The 15,662-nt window shown below is 67.1% G+C and carries 14 protein-coding genes and 2 pseudogenes; 5 read left to right on the top strand and 11 right to left on the bottom strand.

The window, feature by feature from the left end; all coding sequences use genetic code 11:
* Positions 1-274 (top strand): annotated as a pseudogene (locus tag A5655_RS10540) (hypothetical protein); the annotation flags it as partial.
* Here A5655_RS10540 and A5655_RS10535 read toward each other — a convergent pair.
* The 6 genes and pseudogenes from A5655_RS10535 to A5655_RS10510 all read right to left on the bottom strand — a co-directional run bounded on the left by A5655_RS10535 (position 271) and on the right by A5655_RS10510 (position 7,046).
* A complete protein-coding gene (locus A5655_RS10535) occupies positions 271-969 on the bottom strand; it encodes an anti-sigma factor domain-containing protein (protein WP_067009318.1) in 699 nt (232 codons plus the stop codon). The pseudogene A5655_RS10540 and the gene A5655_RS10535 sit on opposite strands and share 4 nt — an antisense overlap.
* On the bottom strand, positions 966-1,511 hold the full coding sequence (locus A5655_RS10530; protein WP_067009315.1) for a sigma-70 family RNA polymerase sigma factor: 546 nt from the start codon (positions 1,509-1,511) through the stop codon (positions 966-968). The genes A5655_RS10535 and A5655_RS10530 overlap by 4 nt, the downstream gene beginning before the upstream one ends.
* A gap of 48 nt (positions 1,512-1,559) precedes the next feature.
* Positions 1,560-1,988 (bottom strand): annotated as a pseudogene (locus tag A5655_RS10525) (FAD-dependent oxidoreductase); the annotation flags it as partial.
* A gap of 36 nt (positions 1,989-2,024) precedes the next feature.
* Positions 2,025-3,707: a cytochrome c biogenesis protein DipZ gene (locus tag A5655_RS10520; protein ID WP_067009309.1), complete on the bottom strand. Its 1,683-nt coding sequence runs from the start codon at positions 3,705-3,707 to the stop codon at positions 2,025-2,027.
* A gap of 31 nt (positions 3,708-3,738) precedes the next feature.
* Positions 3,739-6,615, bottom strand: coding sequence for an RND family transporter (locus A5655_RS10515; protein WP_197508659.1), 2,877 nt, complete (start codon positions 6,613-6,615; stop codon positions 3,739-3,741).
* 8 nt (positions 6,616-6,623) lie between these two features.
* The gene (locus tag A5655_RS10510; RefSeq protein WP_067009303.1) at positions 6,624-7,046 is read right to left on the bottom strand and encodes an MmpS family protein; all 423 of its coding nucleotides are present in this window, start codon (positions 7,044-7,046) and stop codon (positions 6,624-6,626) included.
* A 289-nt stretch (positions 7,047-7,335) separates the two neighbouring features.
* On the opposite strand from A5655_RS10510, the gene A5655_RS10505 reads away from it, so the two are divergent.
* The 3 genes from A5655_RS10505 to A5655_RS10495 all read left to right on the top strand — a co-directional run bounded on the left by A5655_RS10505 (position 7,336) and on the right by A5655_RS10495 (position 11,678).
* Positions 7,336-8,022 carry a TetR family transcriptional regulator gene (locus tag A5655_RS10505; RefSeq protein WP_067009300.1) on the top strand — a complete coding sequence of 229 codons (687 nt, stop codon included), beginning with the start codon at positions 7,336-7,338 and terminating at the stop codon, positions 8,020-8,022.
* 180 nt (positions 8,023-8,202) lie between these two features.
* On the top strand, positions 8,203-8,751 hold the full coding sequence (locus A5655_RS10500; RefSeq protein WP_067009297.1) for an MmpS family transport accessory protein: 549 nt from the start codon (positions 8,203-8,205) through the stop codon (positions 8,749-8,751).
* A complete protein-coding gene (locus A5655_RS10495; RefSeq protein ID WP_067009294.1) occupies positions 8,748-11,678 on the top strand; it encodes an RND family transporter in 2,931 nt (976 codons plus the stop codon). The genes A5655_RS10500 and A5655_RS10495 overlap by 4 nt, the downstream gene beginning before the upstream one ends.
* A 13-nt stretch (positions 11,679-11,691) precedes the next feature.
* Here A5655_RS10495 and A5655_RS10490 read toward each other — a convergent pair whose 3' ends face one another.
* From A5655_RS10490 to A5655_RS10475, 4 genes are all read right to left on the bottom strand, one after another.
* Complete coding sequence (locus tag A5655_RS10490) at positions 11,692-12,021, bottom strand: hypothetical protein (protein WP_067009323.1); 330 nt, start codon at positions 12,019-12,021, stop codon at positions 11,692-11,694.
* Between the two features lie 195 nt (positions 12,022-12,216).
* A complete protein-coding gene (locus A5655_RS10485) occupies positions 12,217-12,675 on the bottom strand; it encodes a DUF5078 domain-containing protein (protein ID WP_067009291.1) in 459 nt (152 codons plus the stop codon).
* Between the two features lie 65 nt (positions 12,676-12,740).
* Complete coding sequence (locus tag A5655_RS10480) at positions 12,741-13,655, bottom strand: crotonase/enoyl-CoA hydratase family protein (protein WP_067009287.1); 915 nt, start codon at positions 13,653-13,655, stop codon at positions 12,741-12,743.
* Between the two features lie 14 nt (positions 13,656-13,669).
* Entirely contained in the window at positions 13,670-13,996 is a 327-nt protein-coding gene (locus A5655_RS10475) for a hypothetical protein (protein WP_067009286.1), read from the bottom strand.
* Between the two features lie 156 nt (positions 13,997-14,152).
* Between A5655_RS10475 and A5655_RS10470 the strand changes: the two genes are divergently transcribed.
* Entirely contained in the window at positions 14,153-15,412 is a 1,260-nt protein-coding gene (locus tag A5655_RS10470; RefSeq protein WP_067009283.1) for a hypothetical protein, read from the top strand.
* Here the strand turns inward: A5655_RS10470 and A5655_RS10465 are convergent.
* A complete protein-coding gene (locus A5655_RS10465) occupies positions 15,403-15,645 on the bottom strand; it encodes a hypothetical protein (protein WP_067009280.1) in 243 nt (80 codons plus the stop codon). The two genes, A5655_RS10470 and A5655_RS10465, sit on opposite strands and share 10 nt — an antisense overlap.
* Positions 15,646-15,662 lie beyond the last annotated feature (17 nt).

Here is a 15,662-nt window from a genome sequence, read left to right as displayed (position 1 = left end):
CGCCGCGCGCCGCCGCGACAAGGCCCTGACCAGCCTGGGCGTCTCGGCGCTGCTCGTCGGAGGGGCGGGCTGGGCGGGCATCGAGGCCGGTGGCCGCTACGTCGGCGACGCGCTCAATCGCACCACCGGCAACGTCCGACAGGTCGCGGAGGTGATGGTCGCCCACGCCGAGGCCGGCCTGCGCCACTGGCTCGACCTGACGCTGGTCGCCGGCGCCGCCCTGGTCGCCGCGGGCGTGCTCGTCGCGATCCTGGGCGGCCTCAGGAAGTCCTAGCTGAGCGGCAGCTCGGCCAGGATCGGGGTGGTCGGCTGCGCCGATCCCTTGCCGGGCTCAACGGTGAACGCGAGCTCGGTGGAGGCGCCGATGTTGGTGAGCGTGTCCTTCGTCGACGGCGACACCGCCGCCGCGTCCATCGTTCCGGCCGACGTCGGGCCGTTGGCCCCGATCAGCCACATCTGATAGACGGTGCCGGGGGACGGGGGCGGCACGTTGTTCATCACCAGCACCGCCGCGTTGCGGTCCCGGGAGAACATCACCGTCGCGGTCCCGTTGGCCAGCGGACGCGAGACCGTTTGGACGTCCGGGGCCGACAGAACCTGCTCGGCGACCGTGGGCTTCGCCGCCGGACGCATCAGCACGCCGACCCCGAACGCCGCGGCGCCCACCACGACCGCCGCGGCCGCGGAAGCCAATATCGTTCGGCGCCAAGGCAGCTGGCGGACATTGCTCGGCGCTGCGGCCGACAGCGTGGCCGCCCGCAGGCGCGCCGGCGGTTCGCGCGCGGTCGCCGCCGACACGACCGCCATCGTCTCGCGGACGGCGCGCACCTCGTCGTTGAAGGCCTGGGCCACCGGCGACGGCGCCGCGGCGACCCGGCGCTCGATCTCGGCGCGCTCCGCGTCCGACACCGCGTGCAGGGCGTACGGCGCGGCGAGCTCGAGCAGTTCGAATTCGGTCGGTTCGGTCATGGCGCGTCCAGGCAGTTACGCAGGCCGCGCAGCGCGTCGCGGATGCGCGATTTGATCGTCGACAGATTGGCGGCCAGCCGCTGCGACACTTCGCTGTACGTCAGCCCCTGGTAGTACGCCAGCTCGATGCACTGCCGCTGCGCATCGCTCAACGCGTCCAGGCATTGGGTCACCCGGCGGCGCTCGTCACCGGCGATCGCCGAGTCCGCGACGACGTCGGTGGCGGGCTCCGCGCTGGCCGCGCCGTAGCGGGATTCGCGCCTGCTGCCGGCCTGTTCGGCGCGCACCCGGTCGACGGCTCGCCGGTGCGCGATGGTCAGTAGCCACGCCAGGGGAGAACCCTTGGCGGGGTCGTACTGCGCGGCGGTGCGCCACACCTCGAGGTAGACCTCCTGGGTGGTTTCTTCGCCGTAGCCGGGATCACGTACCACCCGCGTCACCAGTCCGTACACCCGAGCTTTGGTGAGGTCGTAGACCGTCGCGAAGGCGGCGCTGTCCCCGCGCGCGACCTGGCGCAGCAGGGCGTCCAGCTCGTTGCTCATCGATCGGTAGCCTAACGCCCGTCATCGATGCGCCTATCCCGGTGGCCGGTCGTGCAGCAGGCGGGACGCGGCGCGGCGGAAGCGGACGATCTCGGCGAGCATCAGCAGATGGCGGGGATGCAGCGACTGCCGGCAGGCGAACAGGCCCCGAATGCCCAGGGCCCCTGCGTATTCGAGCCCGATGTCGTCGGCGCGCACCGACATCGACATGTCGGACTCCTGCGTCGCGACGCCGAGCTCGGCGAACAATCGGCACAGCGTGGGGTAGGTGCGGTCGTTGTGCACCAGGAACGCCGAGTCGACGGCGACGACCCGGCCGTCACCGTCGTCGACGTAGTGGGTGTGCGCGTGGCCGCCGAGCCGCGCGTCGGCCTCGTACAGGGTGACCCGGTCGCGACCGGACAGGACGTAGGCGGCGGTGAGGCCGGCGACGCCGCTGCCGATTACCGCGACCGAGCGGGCTTCTCGCTGATCCACACCGGTTATTCGGAGCCGGCGGCCCGCCGGACGGGCTCAGCCGAATGTGAACGAAAACACTTGCAGGCCTTTGCCGACCCGCATGTCCAGCTGGTCGCGGTGCGCGGCGTCATCGGCGGCGATCTGGTGCAGGGTGGGCGGGCCGCCGATTTGTGTCGCGGTCGTCTTGCCGCCCCTGGTCACGGTGATGGTGCCGGTGCCGCCGACGACGACGTAGACGCTTTTGCCGGTGTAGTTCAGCCGGACGGCGGCGTCGTCGCTGTCCGCGGTGGCGCCCTGGTCGTCCAGCGTCCAGCGGCCGCGCAGCGCGAACCGGTCGTCGGGCACGGTCGGCGGGTAGGCGAATGTGGCTGTGCCCGCCCGGTATTCGCCCGCCCCGCCGTAGTTGACGGCCTTGCCGGTGCCCAGGTAGGTCTCCGGTGTGAGCCGGGTCCGCGGGGTGGCGTCCACCGCGTCCGTCGGGGCGGGCAATTTGACGCCCGGGTCGGCGGCGGCCAGCAATTCGCGGATCAGCTTCTCGGTCGTGTCGTAGTCGCCCTCGCCGAACTTGGTGTGGCGGATCGTCCCGTCGGCGTCGATGAGGTACTCGGCCGGCCAATACAGGTTCTGGTAGGCGTTCCACGTGGCGTAGTCGTTGTCCAGCGCAACGGGATAGGCGATGTGCAGCGCGGCGGCGCCGCTGGCCACGTTGGCGGGAACCCGTTCGAACGCGTACTCGGGCGTGTGCACCCCGATGACGACCAGACCGTCGTCTCGATACCGGTTGTACCAACCCAGCGCGTGCGGGATGGCGCGCTGGCAGTTGATGCACGAGTAGGCCCAGAAGTCGATCAGGACCACCTTGCCGCGCAGGGCGGCCAGGTCGATCGGTGCGCCGCCCGGGGTGTTGAGCCACTCGGTGATGCCCGTGACGGCGGGCGCCGGCCCGCACTGCTGCAGGGCCGCGGCGCCGTCGGTGCAGTCGGCCAGCTGGCCCTTCACCGTGGCGCCCAGCTGGTGGCGAATCTCGTTGGCCCCGATGCCTTTCTGCATGGCCGTCGTGTAGTCGGGCACCGCGCGCTGCAGCGTGGCGGGCAGGTTGAACACCAGCGCCACGGCCAGCACGATCATCGTGATCCCGCCGGCGACCCGGATCACGTGCTGGCGGCGGCGGAACGCGGAGACGCGCTCGGCGAGGCGCCGCCCGGCCAGCGCGAAAACCAGCAGCGGCAGCGCGGTGCCGATCGCGAACGCCGCCGTCAACACCAGCACCGGCGGGCCGATGGACGCGGTGCCGCCGGCGACGACGATGGCGGCCAACACCGGCCCGGCGCACGGCACATACAGCGCGCCCAACGTCAACCCGAGGCCGAAACCGTTTCTGCTCAGGCTTTTCGGGCCGAGCGCGGGCAGCGGGATGCGGGCGAACGGGCGCTCGATCAGGTGCGCCAGCGGCGGGAAGATCAGCCCGAGGCCGATGAGCGTCAGCGTCACCAGCGCGGCCCAGCGGATCGCGTCCTGCGGCAGGTGCAGCGCCGACAGCAGCGCCGAGCCGGCCAGGGTGACCGCGCTGAAGCTGCAGACCAGCCCGGCGATCACCAGGTATGGCCGGGCCGGCGGGCTGCTGTCGCGCGCGCTGCCGGCCCCGGAGAAGAACACCACCGGCAGCACCGGCAGGATGCACGGCGAGACGCCGGTGATCAGGCCGCCGAGGAATCCGATCAGCGCGACTGTGGGCATGGCTGTTATTCGGAGCCGCGGCGGCTACGGATCAGTCGCTGTAGGCCAGGGAGCGGTCCGGCGGCTGGGGCTGCACCGGCTGCGCCGGAACCCGCAGCGGCCGGGAGCGCACCCGCATCGGCCACCAGAACCAGCGGCCCAGCAGCGCGGCGATGGACGGGGTCATGAACGCGCGGATGATCAGCGTGTCGAACATCAGGCCCAGCCCGATGGTGGTGCCCACCTGCCCGACGATCCGCACGTCGCTGACGACCATGGACGCCATCGTGAACGCGAACACCAGGCCGGCGTTGGTCACCACCTTGCCGGTGCCGCCCATCGAACGGATGATGCCGGTGTTCAGCCCGGCGTGAATCTCCTGCTTGAACCGGGAGACCAGCAACAGGTTGTAGTCGGAGCCCACGGCCAACAAGACGATCACGGACATCGCCAGCACCATCCAGTGCAAATCGATGCCGAGGATGTGCTGCCAGACGAGCACGGACAGCCCGAACGACGCGCCCAGCGAGACCGCCACCGTGCCGACGATGACCGCGGCGGCGACCAGCGCGCGGGTCAGGATCAGCATGATGATGAAGATCAGGCACAGCGAGGAGACTCCGGCGATCACCAGGTCCCATTTGGCGCCCTCGGCGATGTCCTTGAAGACGGCCCCGGTGCCGGCCACGTAGATCTTCGCGTCCTCCAACGGGGTTCCCTTGAGCGACTCCTCGGCCGCGGTGCGGATCTTGTCGATGCTGGCGATGCCCTCGGCCGACGCGGGATCGCCGCGATGCAGGATGATCATCCGCGCCGCGTGCCCGTCGGGGGACAGGAAGTTCTTCATGGCGCGCTGAAAGTCTTTGTTTTTGAACACTTCTGGCGGCAGATAGAACGAGTCGTCGTTCTTGGAGGCGTCGAAGGCGTGGCCCATCGCGGTCGCGTTGTCGCTCATCTCGTCCATCTGCTCGAAGATCCCGGACATGGTGCTGTGCATGTCCAGCATCATGGTCCGCATGTTCACCATGGTCTGGATCATCGGCGGGAACTGGGCGATCATCTGCGGCATCAGCCGATCCAGGTCTTTGATGTCACCGACCAGCGTGTTGAGTCGCTCGTCGATCTGGTCCAGGCCGTCCAGCGCGTCGAATATCGAGCGAATCGACCAGCAGATCGGGATGTCGAAACAGTGCCTCTCCCAATAGAAGTAGCTGCGGATCGGCCGCCAGAAATCGTCGAAGTCCGAGATGCGGTCCCGTAGCTCGTTGGTGATCTGCTGCATCTGTTCGGTGTCGCCGACCATGCGGTGTGTGGTGCCGACGAGCTGCGTCATCAAGTCGTACATCCGCTGCATGTTGGCGATCGTCTTGGTCATCTCGTCGGCCTGCTTGACCATGTTGTCCATCTGATCGCGCTGGTATTTCATGGTCTGCGTCTGAGCGGCGTTCTGCATGCTCATCTGGAACGGGATCGACGTGTGGTCCATCGTCGTCCCGTCGGGCCGGGTGATCGCCTGGACGCGGGAGATCCCCGGGACCCGAAAGATGCCCTTTGCCAAGCGATCCAGGACCAGGAAGTCGGTCGGGTTACGCATGTCGTGGTTCGCCTGGATCATCAGGATCTCGGGTTTCATCCGGGCCTGCGAGAAGTGGCGATCCGCTGCCGTCAGGCCCGCGTTGGCGGGGATGGTGCTGGGCAGGTACTCGCGGTCGTTGTAGTTGGCCCGGTAGCCGGGCAGCGTCAGCAGACCGACGAGGGCGATGGCGAAGGTGACGGCGAGGATCGGAAGCGGCCAGCGGACCACGGCCGTGCCGACCCTCCGCCAGCCACGGACCCCGAGCTTGCGCTTGGGGTCGAACACGCCGAACCGACTGCCGACGGTGAGGATCGCCGGGCCCAGCGTGAGCGCGACCAGCACGGCGAGCAGCATCCCCACCGCACACGGAATGCCGAGGGTCTGGAAATACGGCATCCGGGCGAAGCTGAGGCAGAACATCGCCCCGGCGATCGTCAAACCGGAGCCCAGGATGACGTGCGCCGTCCCGCGATACATGGTGTAGAAGGCCGATTCCCGGTCTTCGCCGGCGTGGCGGGCCTCCTGATAGCGGCCGACGATGAAGATGCCGTAGTCCGTCCCGGCCGCGATCGCCAGCGAAGTCAGCAGGCTGACCGCGAAGGTGGACAGCCCGATGAGCCCGAAGTGTCCCATCACCGCGACGGCCCCACGCGCCGCGGTCAATTCGAAGCCCACCGTGATCAGCAACAGGATCACGGTGAGGATCGACCGGTAGACGAACAGCAACACGATGAGGATCACCGCGACTGTCGTCAGCGTGATCCGGACCATGGACTTGTCGCCGCTGTGGTGCAGGTCGGCGGCCATCGCCGAGACGCCGGTGACGTACGCCTTGACCCCGGGCGGCGCGGGCACGCCGTTCACGATCTTGCGGACGGATTCGACGGATTCGTTGGCCAGCGGCTCGCCCTGATTACCGGCGAGATTGACCTGCACGGTGACGGCCTTGCCGTCGTTGCTCTGCGCGCCCGCCGCCGTGAGCGGATCGCCCCAGAAGTCCTGGATGCTCAGCACGTGCGCCTTGTCCTCGCGCAACTTGCGGATGATGGTGTCGTAGTACCGGTGGGCGTCGTCGCCGAGGGGCTGGCTGCCCTCCAGCACGATCATCGCCGAGCTGTCGGTCTCGCCTTCGTTGAACGCGTGGCCGATCTGTTTCATCGCCACGAATGACGGTGCGTCCTTTGGGCTTAGCGACACCGACCGCTCCTGCCCGACCACTTCCAGCGACGGGACGAACAGGCTCAGGACGATGGCGACGCCCACCCAGAACAGGATGATCGGCACCGCGAGGATGTGGATGGTCCGCGCGATGAGCGGGCGCTCGGCGTGGGTGTCGCCGGCGAACGCGGCCAGACGACTGGTCACGCCGACTTCACCACGCAGAAGGTGAAGGCGTGGACCCCGTTGGAGATTCGCTCGGCCTTGACCACGTCGTCCACCGTGATGCGGCAGCCGATGCTGTCGCTATCGCCCCGCGCCGTGAGGTTTCCCATCATGGCCGCCTTGTCGGTGGTGACGCGCAGCGTCCACGGCAGCGGCGCCCCGTTGACGCGTTGCGGGTCGGCGTTGACGTCGAAATAGCTGATGTCGGCGATGGTTCCGGGGGGCCCGAAGACCTCGTAGACGATCCGTTTCGGGTTGAACGGCTTGGGGTTCTGCAGATTGCTGTCGGCATACGATTCGCGCTTTTCCGAGCCGAAGTAGCCGTGGACCCGATACACGATGAAGCCACCGACCATCACGACCGCCACGATGATCAGTGGGATCCACGTTCGGGACAGCACCTTGAAAATTGGAATCCCTTTCAGCGGTCGGTAATTCTGCGTGCGGTCCGTCGCCGCCGAACGTGGTCAACTACGGATCGCCGAGCTGCGCCCGTCCGCCGATCCCGGTGGGAGAACAGCCAAGGCTTACCTAAGTAAATCACGACTTGGATTATCGCCCGGCCCGGGACCGTTGACTCCTTCCCCTCGCGCCCTGGAGTGTAACGCATATCACGTGCGTAACCGGAAAACGACTGCGAGCTGTGACCTGGCGCAAATCACACGGCGTGCGTTATACAAATCACACAATGTGCGTTATCCTCGCCCGATGGCGCAACTCACCTTCCAGCGCGCCCGCACGGAGGAGAACAAGCGCCAGCGTGCGGCGGCACTCGTCGAAGCCGCGCGTTCGCTGGCGGTCGAGACGGGCGTCGCGTCGGTCACGCTGACCGCCGTCGCCGGTCGCGCCGGAATCCACTATTCGGCCGTGCGCCGCTACTTCACCTCGCACAAGGAGGTCCTCCTGCACCTCGCCGCCGAGGGCTGGGTGCGCTGGTCGAACACGGTGTGTACGCAACTCGGCGAGCCGGGGCCGATGTCACCGGCGCGGGTGGCCGAGACGCTGGCCAACGGGCTGGCCGCCGACCCGCTGTTCTGCGACCTGCTCGCCAACCTGCACCTCCACCTCGAGCACGAGGTGGAGGTCGAAAGGGTCGTCGATATCCGGCGCACCATCTCCGCCGCCGCGGTCGCGCTCGCCGACGCGATCGAGCGCGCGCTGCCCGTGCTCGGCCGGTCCGGCGCCTTCGACACCTTGATCGCCGCCTACTCCTTGGCCTCGGCCTTCTGGCACATCGCGAACCCGCCGGAGCGGCTCACCAACGCCTACGCCGAGGAGCCCGAGGCCCTCCCGCCCGAATGGAACATCGATTTCGCATCCGCACTTACCCGAGTGCTGACGGCTACCTGCGTCGGCCTCGTCTCCGAATCGTCATGAACCGGAAAGGAGACCAAGGCGCGGTGGCTTGGCGAACTGCAACCGGCATGGCGTCGGAAGCCACGCCGCGGCGGCCGGATACCAAGCGCAGCAGCGACACCCACGGGACACTGTGGGTCCTCGATAGGGTTACACATAGGTCAATTAACTTTTCGCACGTGGTGAAGGACTGAAGCGCCCATGACGACGACTGAGCCGAGGACGGAGCCGCTGATGAAGCAGGGCTCCGCCGGCAGCGAGGGCAACAAGGTCGCCCCACAGCGCGCCAAGAAGAAGGGGTTGCTGGGCCGTTTCTGGCTGGTGCTCACGATCGTGGCTGTGGTAGCGGTGTCGGGATTCGTCGTGTACCGGTTGCACGGCGTCTTCGGCGTTCACAAGGGTTCGTTCGGCGGTGGCACCTCGGGCGAGGTCCTCGATGAGTTCAACGCCAAGACGATCACGCTCGAGGTCTGGGGCTCACCGGGCAGCACGGCAACCATCAACTACCTCGACGAAAACTCCCATCCGCAGCAGGCCCTCAACGTGCCCTTGCCCTGGAGCAAAATATTGAGTTCCACAAAGCCCGGCATCCCGGCGAACCTGGTGGCGCAAGGCGACGGCAGTTGGATCGCCTGCCAGTTCGTCGTGAACAACCACGACGGGCACGGTGACGTCATCAAGGCTCCGAATCGCTCAGATTCCAACGAAACCGTGAACCCCTTCGTCTACTGCCTGGACAAGTCCGCATGAGCGAGGCAGGCCAGGCACCGCCGCGCGTCGACCAGCCGCTGATTCCGCCGTTCCTGCCGCGGATGATCCACCGCCTCGCCCTGCCGATCGTCCTGGTGTGGTTGGGCATCGTCTTCATCACCAACACCGCGGCCCCGCAGCTGGAGGCCGTCTCCAAGACGCACTCGGTGTCGATGAGTCCGACTGACGCGGCATCCTTTCAGTCGACGATGAAGGTCGGATCGACGTTCAAAGAGTTCAACTCGGACAACTCGGCCATGATCTTGCTGGAGGGTGACAAGCCGCTCGGGGCCGAGGCGCACCGCTACTACGACGAGATCGTCAGGCGCGTCGAGCAAGACAAGCAACACGTTCAGCACGTCCAGGATTTTTGGAGTGATCCGCTGACGGCGGCGGGTTCCCAGAGCCACGACCAGAAGGCCGCGTACGTGCAGGTCTACCTCGCCGGCAACATGGGTGGCGGGCTGGCCAGCGAGTCTGCCCTAGCCCTCCGCAAGATCGTGGACTCGGTGCCCGCGCCGCCGGGAATCAAGGCATACGTCACCGGCCCGGGTCCGCTGTTCGCCGACCAGTCCCACGCGGGCGAGAAGGGCGTCGCGCTCGTCACTCTTGTCACTTTTGTGGTGATCGTGGTGATGCTGCTGTTCGTGTACCGCTCGGTCACCACCATGCTGATCATGCTGGCGATGGTGTTCATCGAGTTGGCCGCGGCTCGAGGCGTCGTTGCCTTGCTGGCCAACAACGAGATCATCGGACTCTCCACGTTCGCCAACAATTTGTTGGTGTTGATGGCGATCGCCGCCGGAACGGACTACGCGATCTTCGTGGTCGGCCGCTACCACGAGGCGCGCGGTCTGGGCGAGACCCGCGAACAAGCCTTCTACACCATGTTCCATAGCACCGCGCATGTCGTGCTCGGGTCGGGCCTGACCATCGCCGGCGCGATGTACTGCCTGAGCTTCTGCCGATTGCCGTATTTCCAGTCGCTGGGCGCACCGTGCGCCATCGGCATGTTGGTAGCGGTGCTCGCGGCGTTGACCCTCGGCCCCGCGGTGCTGACCGTGGCTTCGTTCTTCAAGCTCATGGATCCGAAGCGCACGCTGGCGACCCGGGGCTGGCGTCGCATCGGTACCGCGGTCGTCCGCTGGCCCGCGCCGGTTCTCGCGGTGACCATCGGGGTCGCGTTGGTTGGTCTGCTCGCCCTGCCCGGTTACAAGACGGACTACGACAACCGCCACTTCCTGCCGGCGGACACCCCGGCCAATGTCGGTTATGCCGCCGCGGACCGGCACTTCGACCAGGCTCGGCTCAATCCCGAGCTGTTGATGATCCAGACCGATCACGACCTGCGTAACCCGGCCGATTTCCTGATCCTGGACAAGGTGGCCAAGGCGGTGTTCCACATCCCCGGCATCGGACGGGTGCAGACCATCACCCGACCGTTGGGCACACCGCTCGACCACAGCACCCTCGGTTTTCAGATGGGTGCACAGGCCGCAGGGCGGATCCAGACCCAGCACTATCAGGAAGAGCAGGCGGCAAACCTGCTCAAGCAGGCCGACGAGCTGAAGAAAACGATGGCAACGCTGCATGAGCAGATGCAGGTGACCCAGGACCTGAGCAACACCACGCACGAAACCACCAGGCTCACCAAGGAAACCGTGCAGATCACCGAGGCGCTGCGCGACGACATCGCCAACTTCGACGACTTCTTCCGGCCGATTCGCAGTTACTTCTACTGGGAGCGGCACTGCTACGACATTCCGGCCTGCTGGGCGATCCGGTCGATCTTCAACGCGCTCGATGGCATCGACCAGGTGGCGCAGAACATCGTGAACCTCAGCGCGAACCTGGACAAGCTGGATCAGATCCAGCCGAAGCTGGTGGCGCTGATACCGCCGCAGATCGAGAGCCAGCAGCGCAACCTCGACACCGTCATGTCGAACTACGCGACCACGACGGGTCTCAACGAACAGGCGAGAGCGCAGTCCGACAACGCCACCGCCCAAGGCGATGCCTTCGACAAGGCCAAGAACGACGACACCTTCTACCTTCCGCCGGAGGCGTTCAAGAGCCCGGATTTCGCGCGGGGTCTGAAGAACTTCATCTCGCCGGATGGGCACGCCGTGCGCTTGATCATCTCCCATGAGGGCGACCCGGCGAGTCCCGAAGGCATCAGCCACATCGAACCGATCAAGCAGGCCGTGCACGAGGCGATCAAGGGCACGCCCTGGGAGGGCTCCAAGGTGTACCTCGGCGGTACCGCCGCGACGTACAAGGACATGCACGACGGCTCTGATATCGACCTGCTGATCGCCGCAATTGCCGCAGCCACACTGATTTTCATCATCATGCTGGTGATCACCCGAAGCGTCGTGGCGGCCGTTGTCATCGTCGGGACGGTGTTGCTGTCATTGGGCGCCTCATTCGGACTCTCCGTGCTCCTATGGCAGTACATCCTGGGCATGAAGTTGCACTGGATGGTGCTCGCGATGGCGATCATCCTGCTGCTGGCGGTCGGCTCGGACTACAACCTGCTGCTGATCTCGCGGTTCAAGGAGGAAATTCACGCCGGGCTGAAGACGGGGACGATCCGCGCGATGGCCGGTTCGGGCTCGGTGGTGACCTCCGCCGGTCTGGTGTTTGCCGCGACCATGGCCACGTTCATGTTCAGCCCGCTGCTGGTGATGGCCCAGGTGGGTACGACGATCGCGCTGGGCTTGTTGTTCGACACCTTGATCGTGCGGTCGTTCATGACGCCGTCGCTGGCCACCCTGCTCGGGCGCTGGTTCTGGTGGCCGCAGCACGTGCGACCACGACCGGCCAGCACCATGCTGCGGCCATACGGACCGCGTCCCGCCGTGCGCGAGCTGATTCTCAACAACGTCGAGGAGCGCCCGGCGGGCGGAGTGGTGCAACCTCGCTGATCTTGCGCAGGGCTCAGGCGTAGGTGCGCAGCTGCACCATCTTGCGCATGACGTCGGAGAGCTTGTGCACCGGCGCCCCGCACGTCAGGCAGTAGCCGCCCGGGCAACGGTTGATCCGGTCGACCTGAGCCAGCACCTGGGTCTTGAGCCGGCGCAGGCACCCGATGCACAGGATCTCGACGACGTTGCCCGAGGGGTCGAGGTTCGGCCGGTTGCATTGGTCCACGGCGTGCCGGTACACGATGTGGGTTGCGCGGTTGGTGCAGCCGCCCTCGGATTGGCAGGTGATCTCCTGCCAGTCGAGGGTCGCGAGCGCGTCCGACTGGGGGTCTACCGCGCTCATCGCGTCCCCAAGGGGCCGCTGCATCCCGGCATGCGCATGATGTCAATCCTGTAAAAGGTGGTCGAGCGGACCGGTGCTCCCAATTGCGCGGAATACCAGTCAAGAACTATTGATTTGTCCCCAAAAGCGGGGAAATAAACGATTCCCGACAGTCGCCGAGTTTAAACCGGCGCGTGAATAAAGGCCAGAGTGGATCTAGGACCAGTTCCACACCGACATGTCGCCGGGTGGGTATTGGTTGCACACGTCGGTGGCCTTGGCGACGACGCCCTTGTTGTTGAAGAAGATCTTCATGTGATTGACCCAGGCGAACGTCAGCGGGTCACCGTTGTAGAAGTTTTCGGAATAAGTCCTGCGGTCCTCTGGTGACAGCGAGTAAAACCAGTGCGCCTTGTCAATCACTGCCTGCTGAAGGTTGGCGTGGTTGTTGAAGTCGATCATGTACCGCTGGTAGTACACCGGGCTGGTGTCCCGCACGGCCGCCAGATACTGCTCGGCGTCGCAGGTGGTCGCGATCTGCCGGCGTGGAACGGGGAAGTCCTCGGTGGAATCGGCCGCGGCCGTCTTCGGGAACGTCGCAGCCGCGATGCTCATGGCTACCAGGAAAGCTACAAAAACGACGCCTGCGCGCAGGCCGGAACTCAGCCGAGACATAGTCGTTACGGTAGCACTTTCACGGGGCCGATGGGGGGCCCGGGGCATATTCGTAGTTCATCTCACTATCCATCGCGATCAGGCACGATGACGTGGCGGGGATCCGGCCGCAGCTCCGGCGGGGCCTGGCTGTAATCGCCGAACGGACCGTCGCGGCGCTCGACCGCCGCGCGTACGCCCTGGGTCTTGGCCGTCTCGATGAAGTCGAGCGCCTCGGGGGTGTTGCGCATCAGGCCGTCGAGGATGCCGCCCAGCATCTGCGTGGAGGCCAGGCCCATGTTCTCGTAGGCCTGGTTGACCACCAGCTTCTGCGCGCGCAACTGCGACAACGGGATTCGCGCCAGCTCGGCGGCGGTCTCGGCGACGCGCGCCTCGAGCCGCTCGAACGGCACCGCCTCGTTGATCAACTCGACCTCGGCGGCCTGGACGCCGGTCAGCGGTCTGCCGGTCAGCGAGTGCCACTTGACCTTGGCGAGGCTCAGCCGGTAGAGCCACATGCCGGTCAGGTACGCGCCCCACATCCGGCTGTACGGGGTGCCGATCACGGCGTCCTCGCTGGCGATCACGATGTCGGCGCACAGCGCGTAGTCGCTGGCCCCGCCGACGCACCAGCCGTGCACCTGCGCGATCACCGGTTTGGAGGCGCGCCAGATGGCCATGAACTTCTGCGTCGGCCCGGTCTCGCGCGCGGTGATCATGGCGAAGTCCTTGCCGGGGTCCCACTTGCCGTCGGTCATCATCGCGTCGCCCCAGTGCGCAAAGCCGCCGCCAAAGTCGTAGCCGCCGGAGAAGGCGCGGCCCGCGCCGCGCAGCACGATCACCTTGATCTCGTGGTCGCGCTCGGCCAGCCCGACGGCGGCCTCGATCTCGTCGGGCATGGGCGGGACGATCGTGTTGAGCTGCTCGGGGCGGTTCAGCGTGATGGTGGCGACCGGGCCGGCCGTCGTGTACAGCAGCGTTTCGAAGTCGGGTGTCGGCATGGCCCAAGTGTGGGCTAGCGCTCCTCGACCGGGGGGTCGGGCTGCCGGTTTTCCGGCGACGAGGCGTAGATTCGCCCGCCGATCTTCAGATACGGCGTCGTCAGGTAGGCCGAGAACGCGACGACCGCGGAAAAGATCGCCGCCACGGCGACGGCGTTGGGCCAGATTTTGCCCACCCCGGCCGCGAACGAGACGATCCCGATGGCCGAGGTGGCCCAGTAGAACCGTCGACCCGGGCGGCGTTCTTTGATGAAGCGGTAGCGCGCTTGCGCCGCCCCGGCCACGACGAAGATCAAACCGGTCGCCAGCAGGGTGAGTTCGATGCGTTCGGTGACCGCCACGCGACGATCCTATGGCCGCTCGGGTGAGCCGCCCCGAACCCGCCCTCTCAGCCGCGGTCGCTAGCATGTCCAACCAGGTGGGGGTGGGAAGGTCTGCCAGTGGGCGGGGCGGCGTTCGAACGTGACCGGCGGCCCAGGTTGATCGGCCAGGGAGCAATGGGCAAGGTGATCGCGACGGCGGCGGCCGCCGCGTTGGCGCTGGCGGCGTTGACCGTGCCGGCCACCACACCCGTTGTGGCACAGGCGGCCCCATGCGCCGGCGACGGGTCGAACCCGGTGTCCTGCCAGAACTGCCTGGCTTACGTGGAGGAATATCACACCGCGAACGTGTGCTACAACGCCGCGCCGCCCCGGCCCGCCCAGCCGGCCCCGAGCAGGGTGCCGGTGCCGACTCCGGAGGCTCCGCCGGAGCTGGTTCCGCTGCCGCCCGTGCCGCCCGCGCCCCGACCCGTTCCGCCGAGCCCCTCGACCCCAACGCCGGTTCCGGTGCAGACGCCGAAACTGCCCCCTGGGTCGGCGGGAAACGCCTCGGTGGTGGCGCCGCCGAAGGGTCTGGATGTGCCGCCGAACGCGGTCGCGGACGCCAAGGCCGCACCGGCGACGCGGATCAACCCCGCCCGCCCGCTGGAGCCGCCGAGCCAGGTCTACGACTTCAGTCGCCAGGTGCAGAACGTCGTCGACGCCCGCGGCGGCAACGTCGACGTGATCAAGGCCGACAACCAGGAATTGGTGCGCCCCCGGCACTGGGACTACGTCGACTACGACGACAACCACCGCCCTGCCCTGTACAACCCGCTCAGTGAGGCGATGACCTTCCGCTACTTCTACGACGGCGCCTATCGGGAGGCGTTCGTGCCGGCCGGCGGCCGGATCGTGCTCGACGCCGCCGCCACCGGCGTGTTCCCGTTCACCGCGGTCGGCTACAGCCATGTCGCGTCGGGCAGCTTCTACGGCGGGGCCTGGATACCGCCGGCGGGTTCGAGCGGCCCGCCGCCGCCGAGCTACAACCCGCCGGCGCCCCCGGAGGTGTACCAGGACGTCGCCGCGTACGTCGCCGCGGCCAACCAGACCGTGGCGGTCGGCCAAGTGGTAGTGCTGGGGCACGATGCCGGCCAACCGGCGGGCAGCCAGGACACCTTCCTGCTCGACGACGCCACCCTGGCCTGGGGTCAGATCAACGACCCCAGCAGCCCCGCCCAGATCAGGGTCACCAGGACCCAGTCGCTACCGGAAGCGGGGCCGACCGACGATGGCGGTTACTTGGTGGCCCTGGCCGCGCTCAAGGCGCCCGCCCAGCACGCCGAACACTGGTGGCCCTCGGCGCTGAGATACGGGGGGCTCGCGATGGCGGTGGTGCTTATCGCCTGGATGATCGGGCGCCGGAACCGGCGCGACGATCCAGACCTCTACGGGTGATTGACGCAGAACGCCACGCACATCGCCGAGACGGGAATGGACACCCATTGCGTCTGCCCGTCCGCCTGGCGCTCGCAGTAGATCGGGCCGGGGTTCCCCCACACCTTCGCGCCCTCCGGCGCGCACGGTTTCCCAAGGTCGGTGTCGGCGTGCGCCGGGCCGGTTCCGAGGATGACCGCGATGGGGGCGATCGCCGTCACCGTCGCCAAGCCGATGAACCTCAGTGCTCGCATGATCCGCGCCTCCTCGA

It is taken from the genome of Mycobacterium sp. 1081908.1 (assembly GCF_001673535.1).
GTDB lineage: Bacteria > Actinomycetota > Actinomycetes > Mycobacteriales > Mycobacteriaceae > Mycobacterium.
This window is presented reverse-complemented; position numbering and strand designations above follow the sequence as displayed.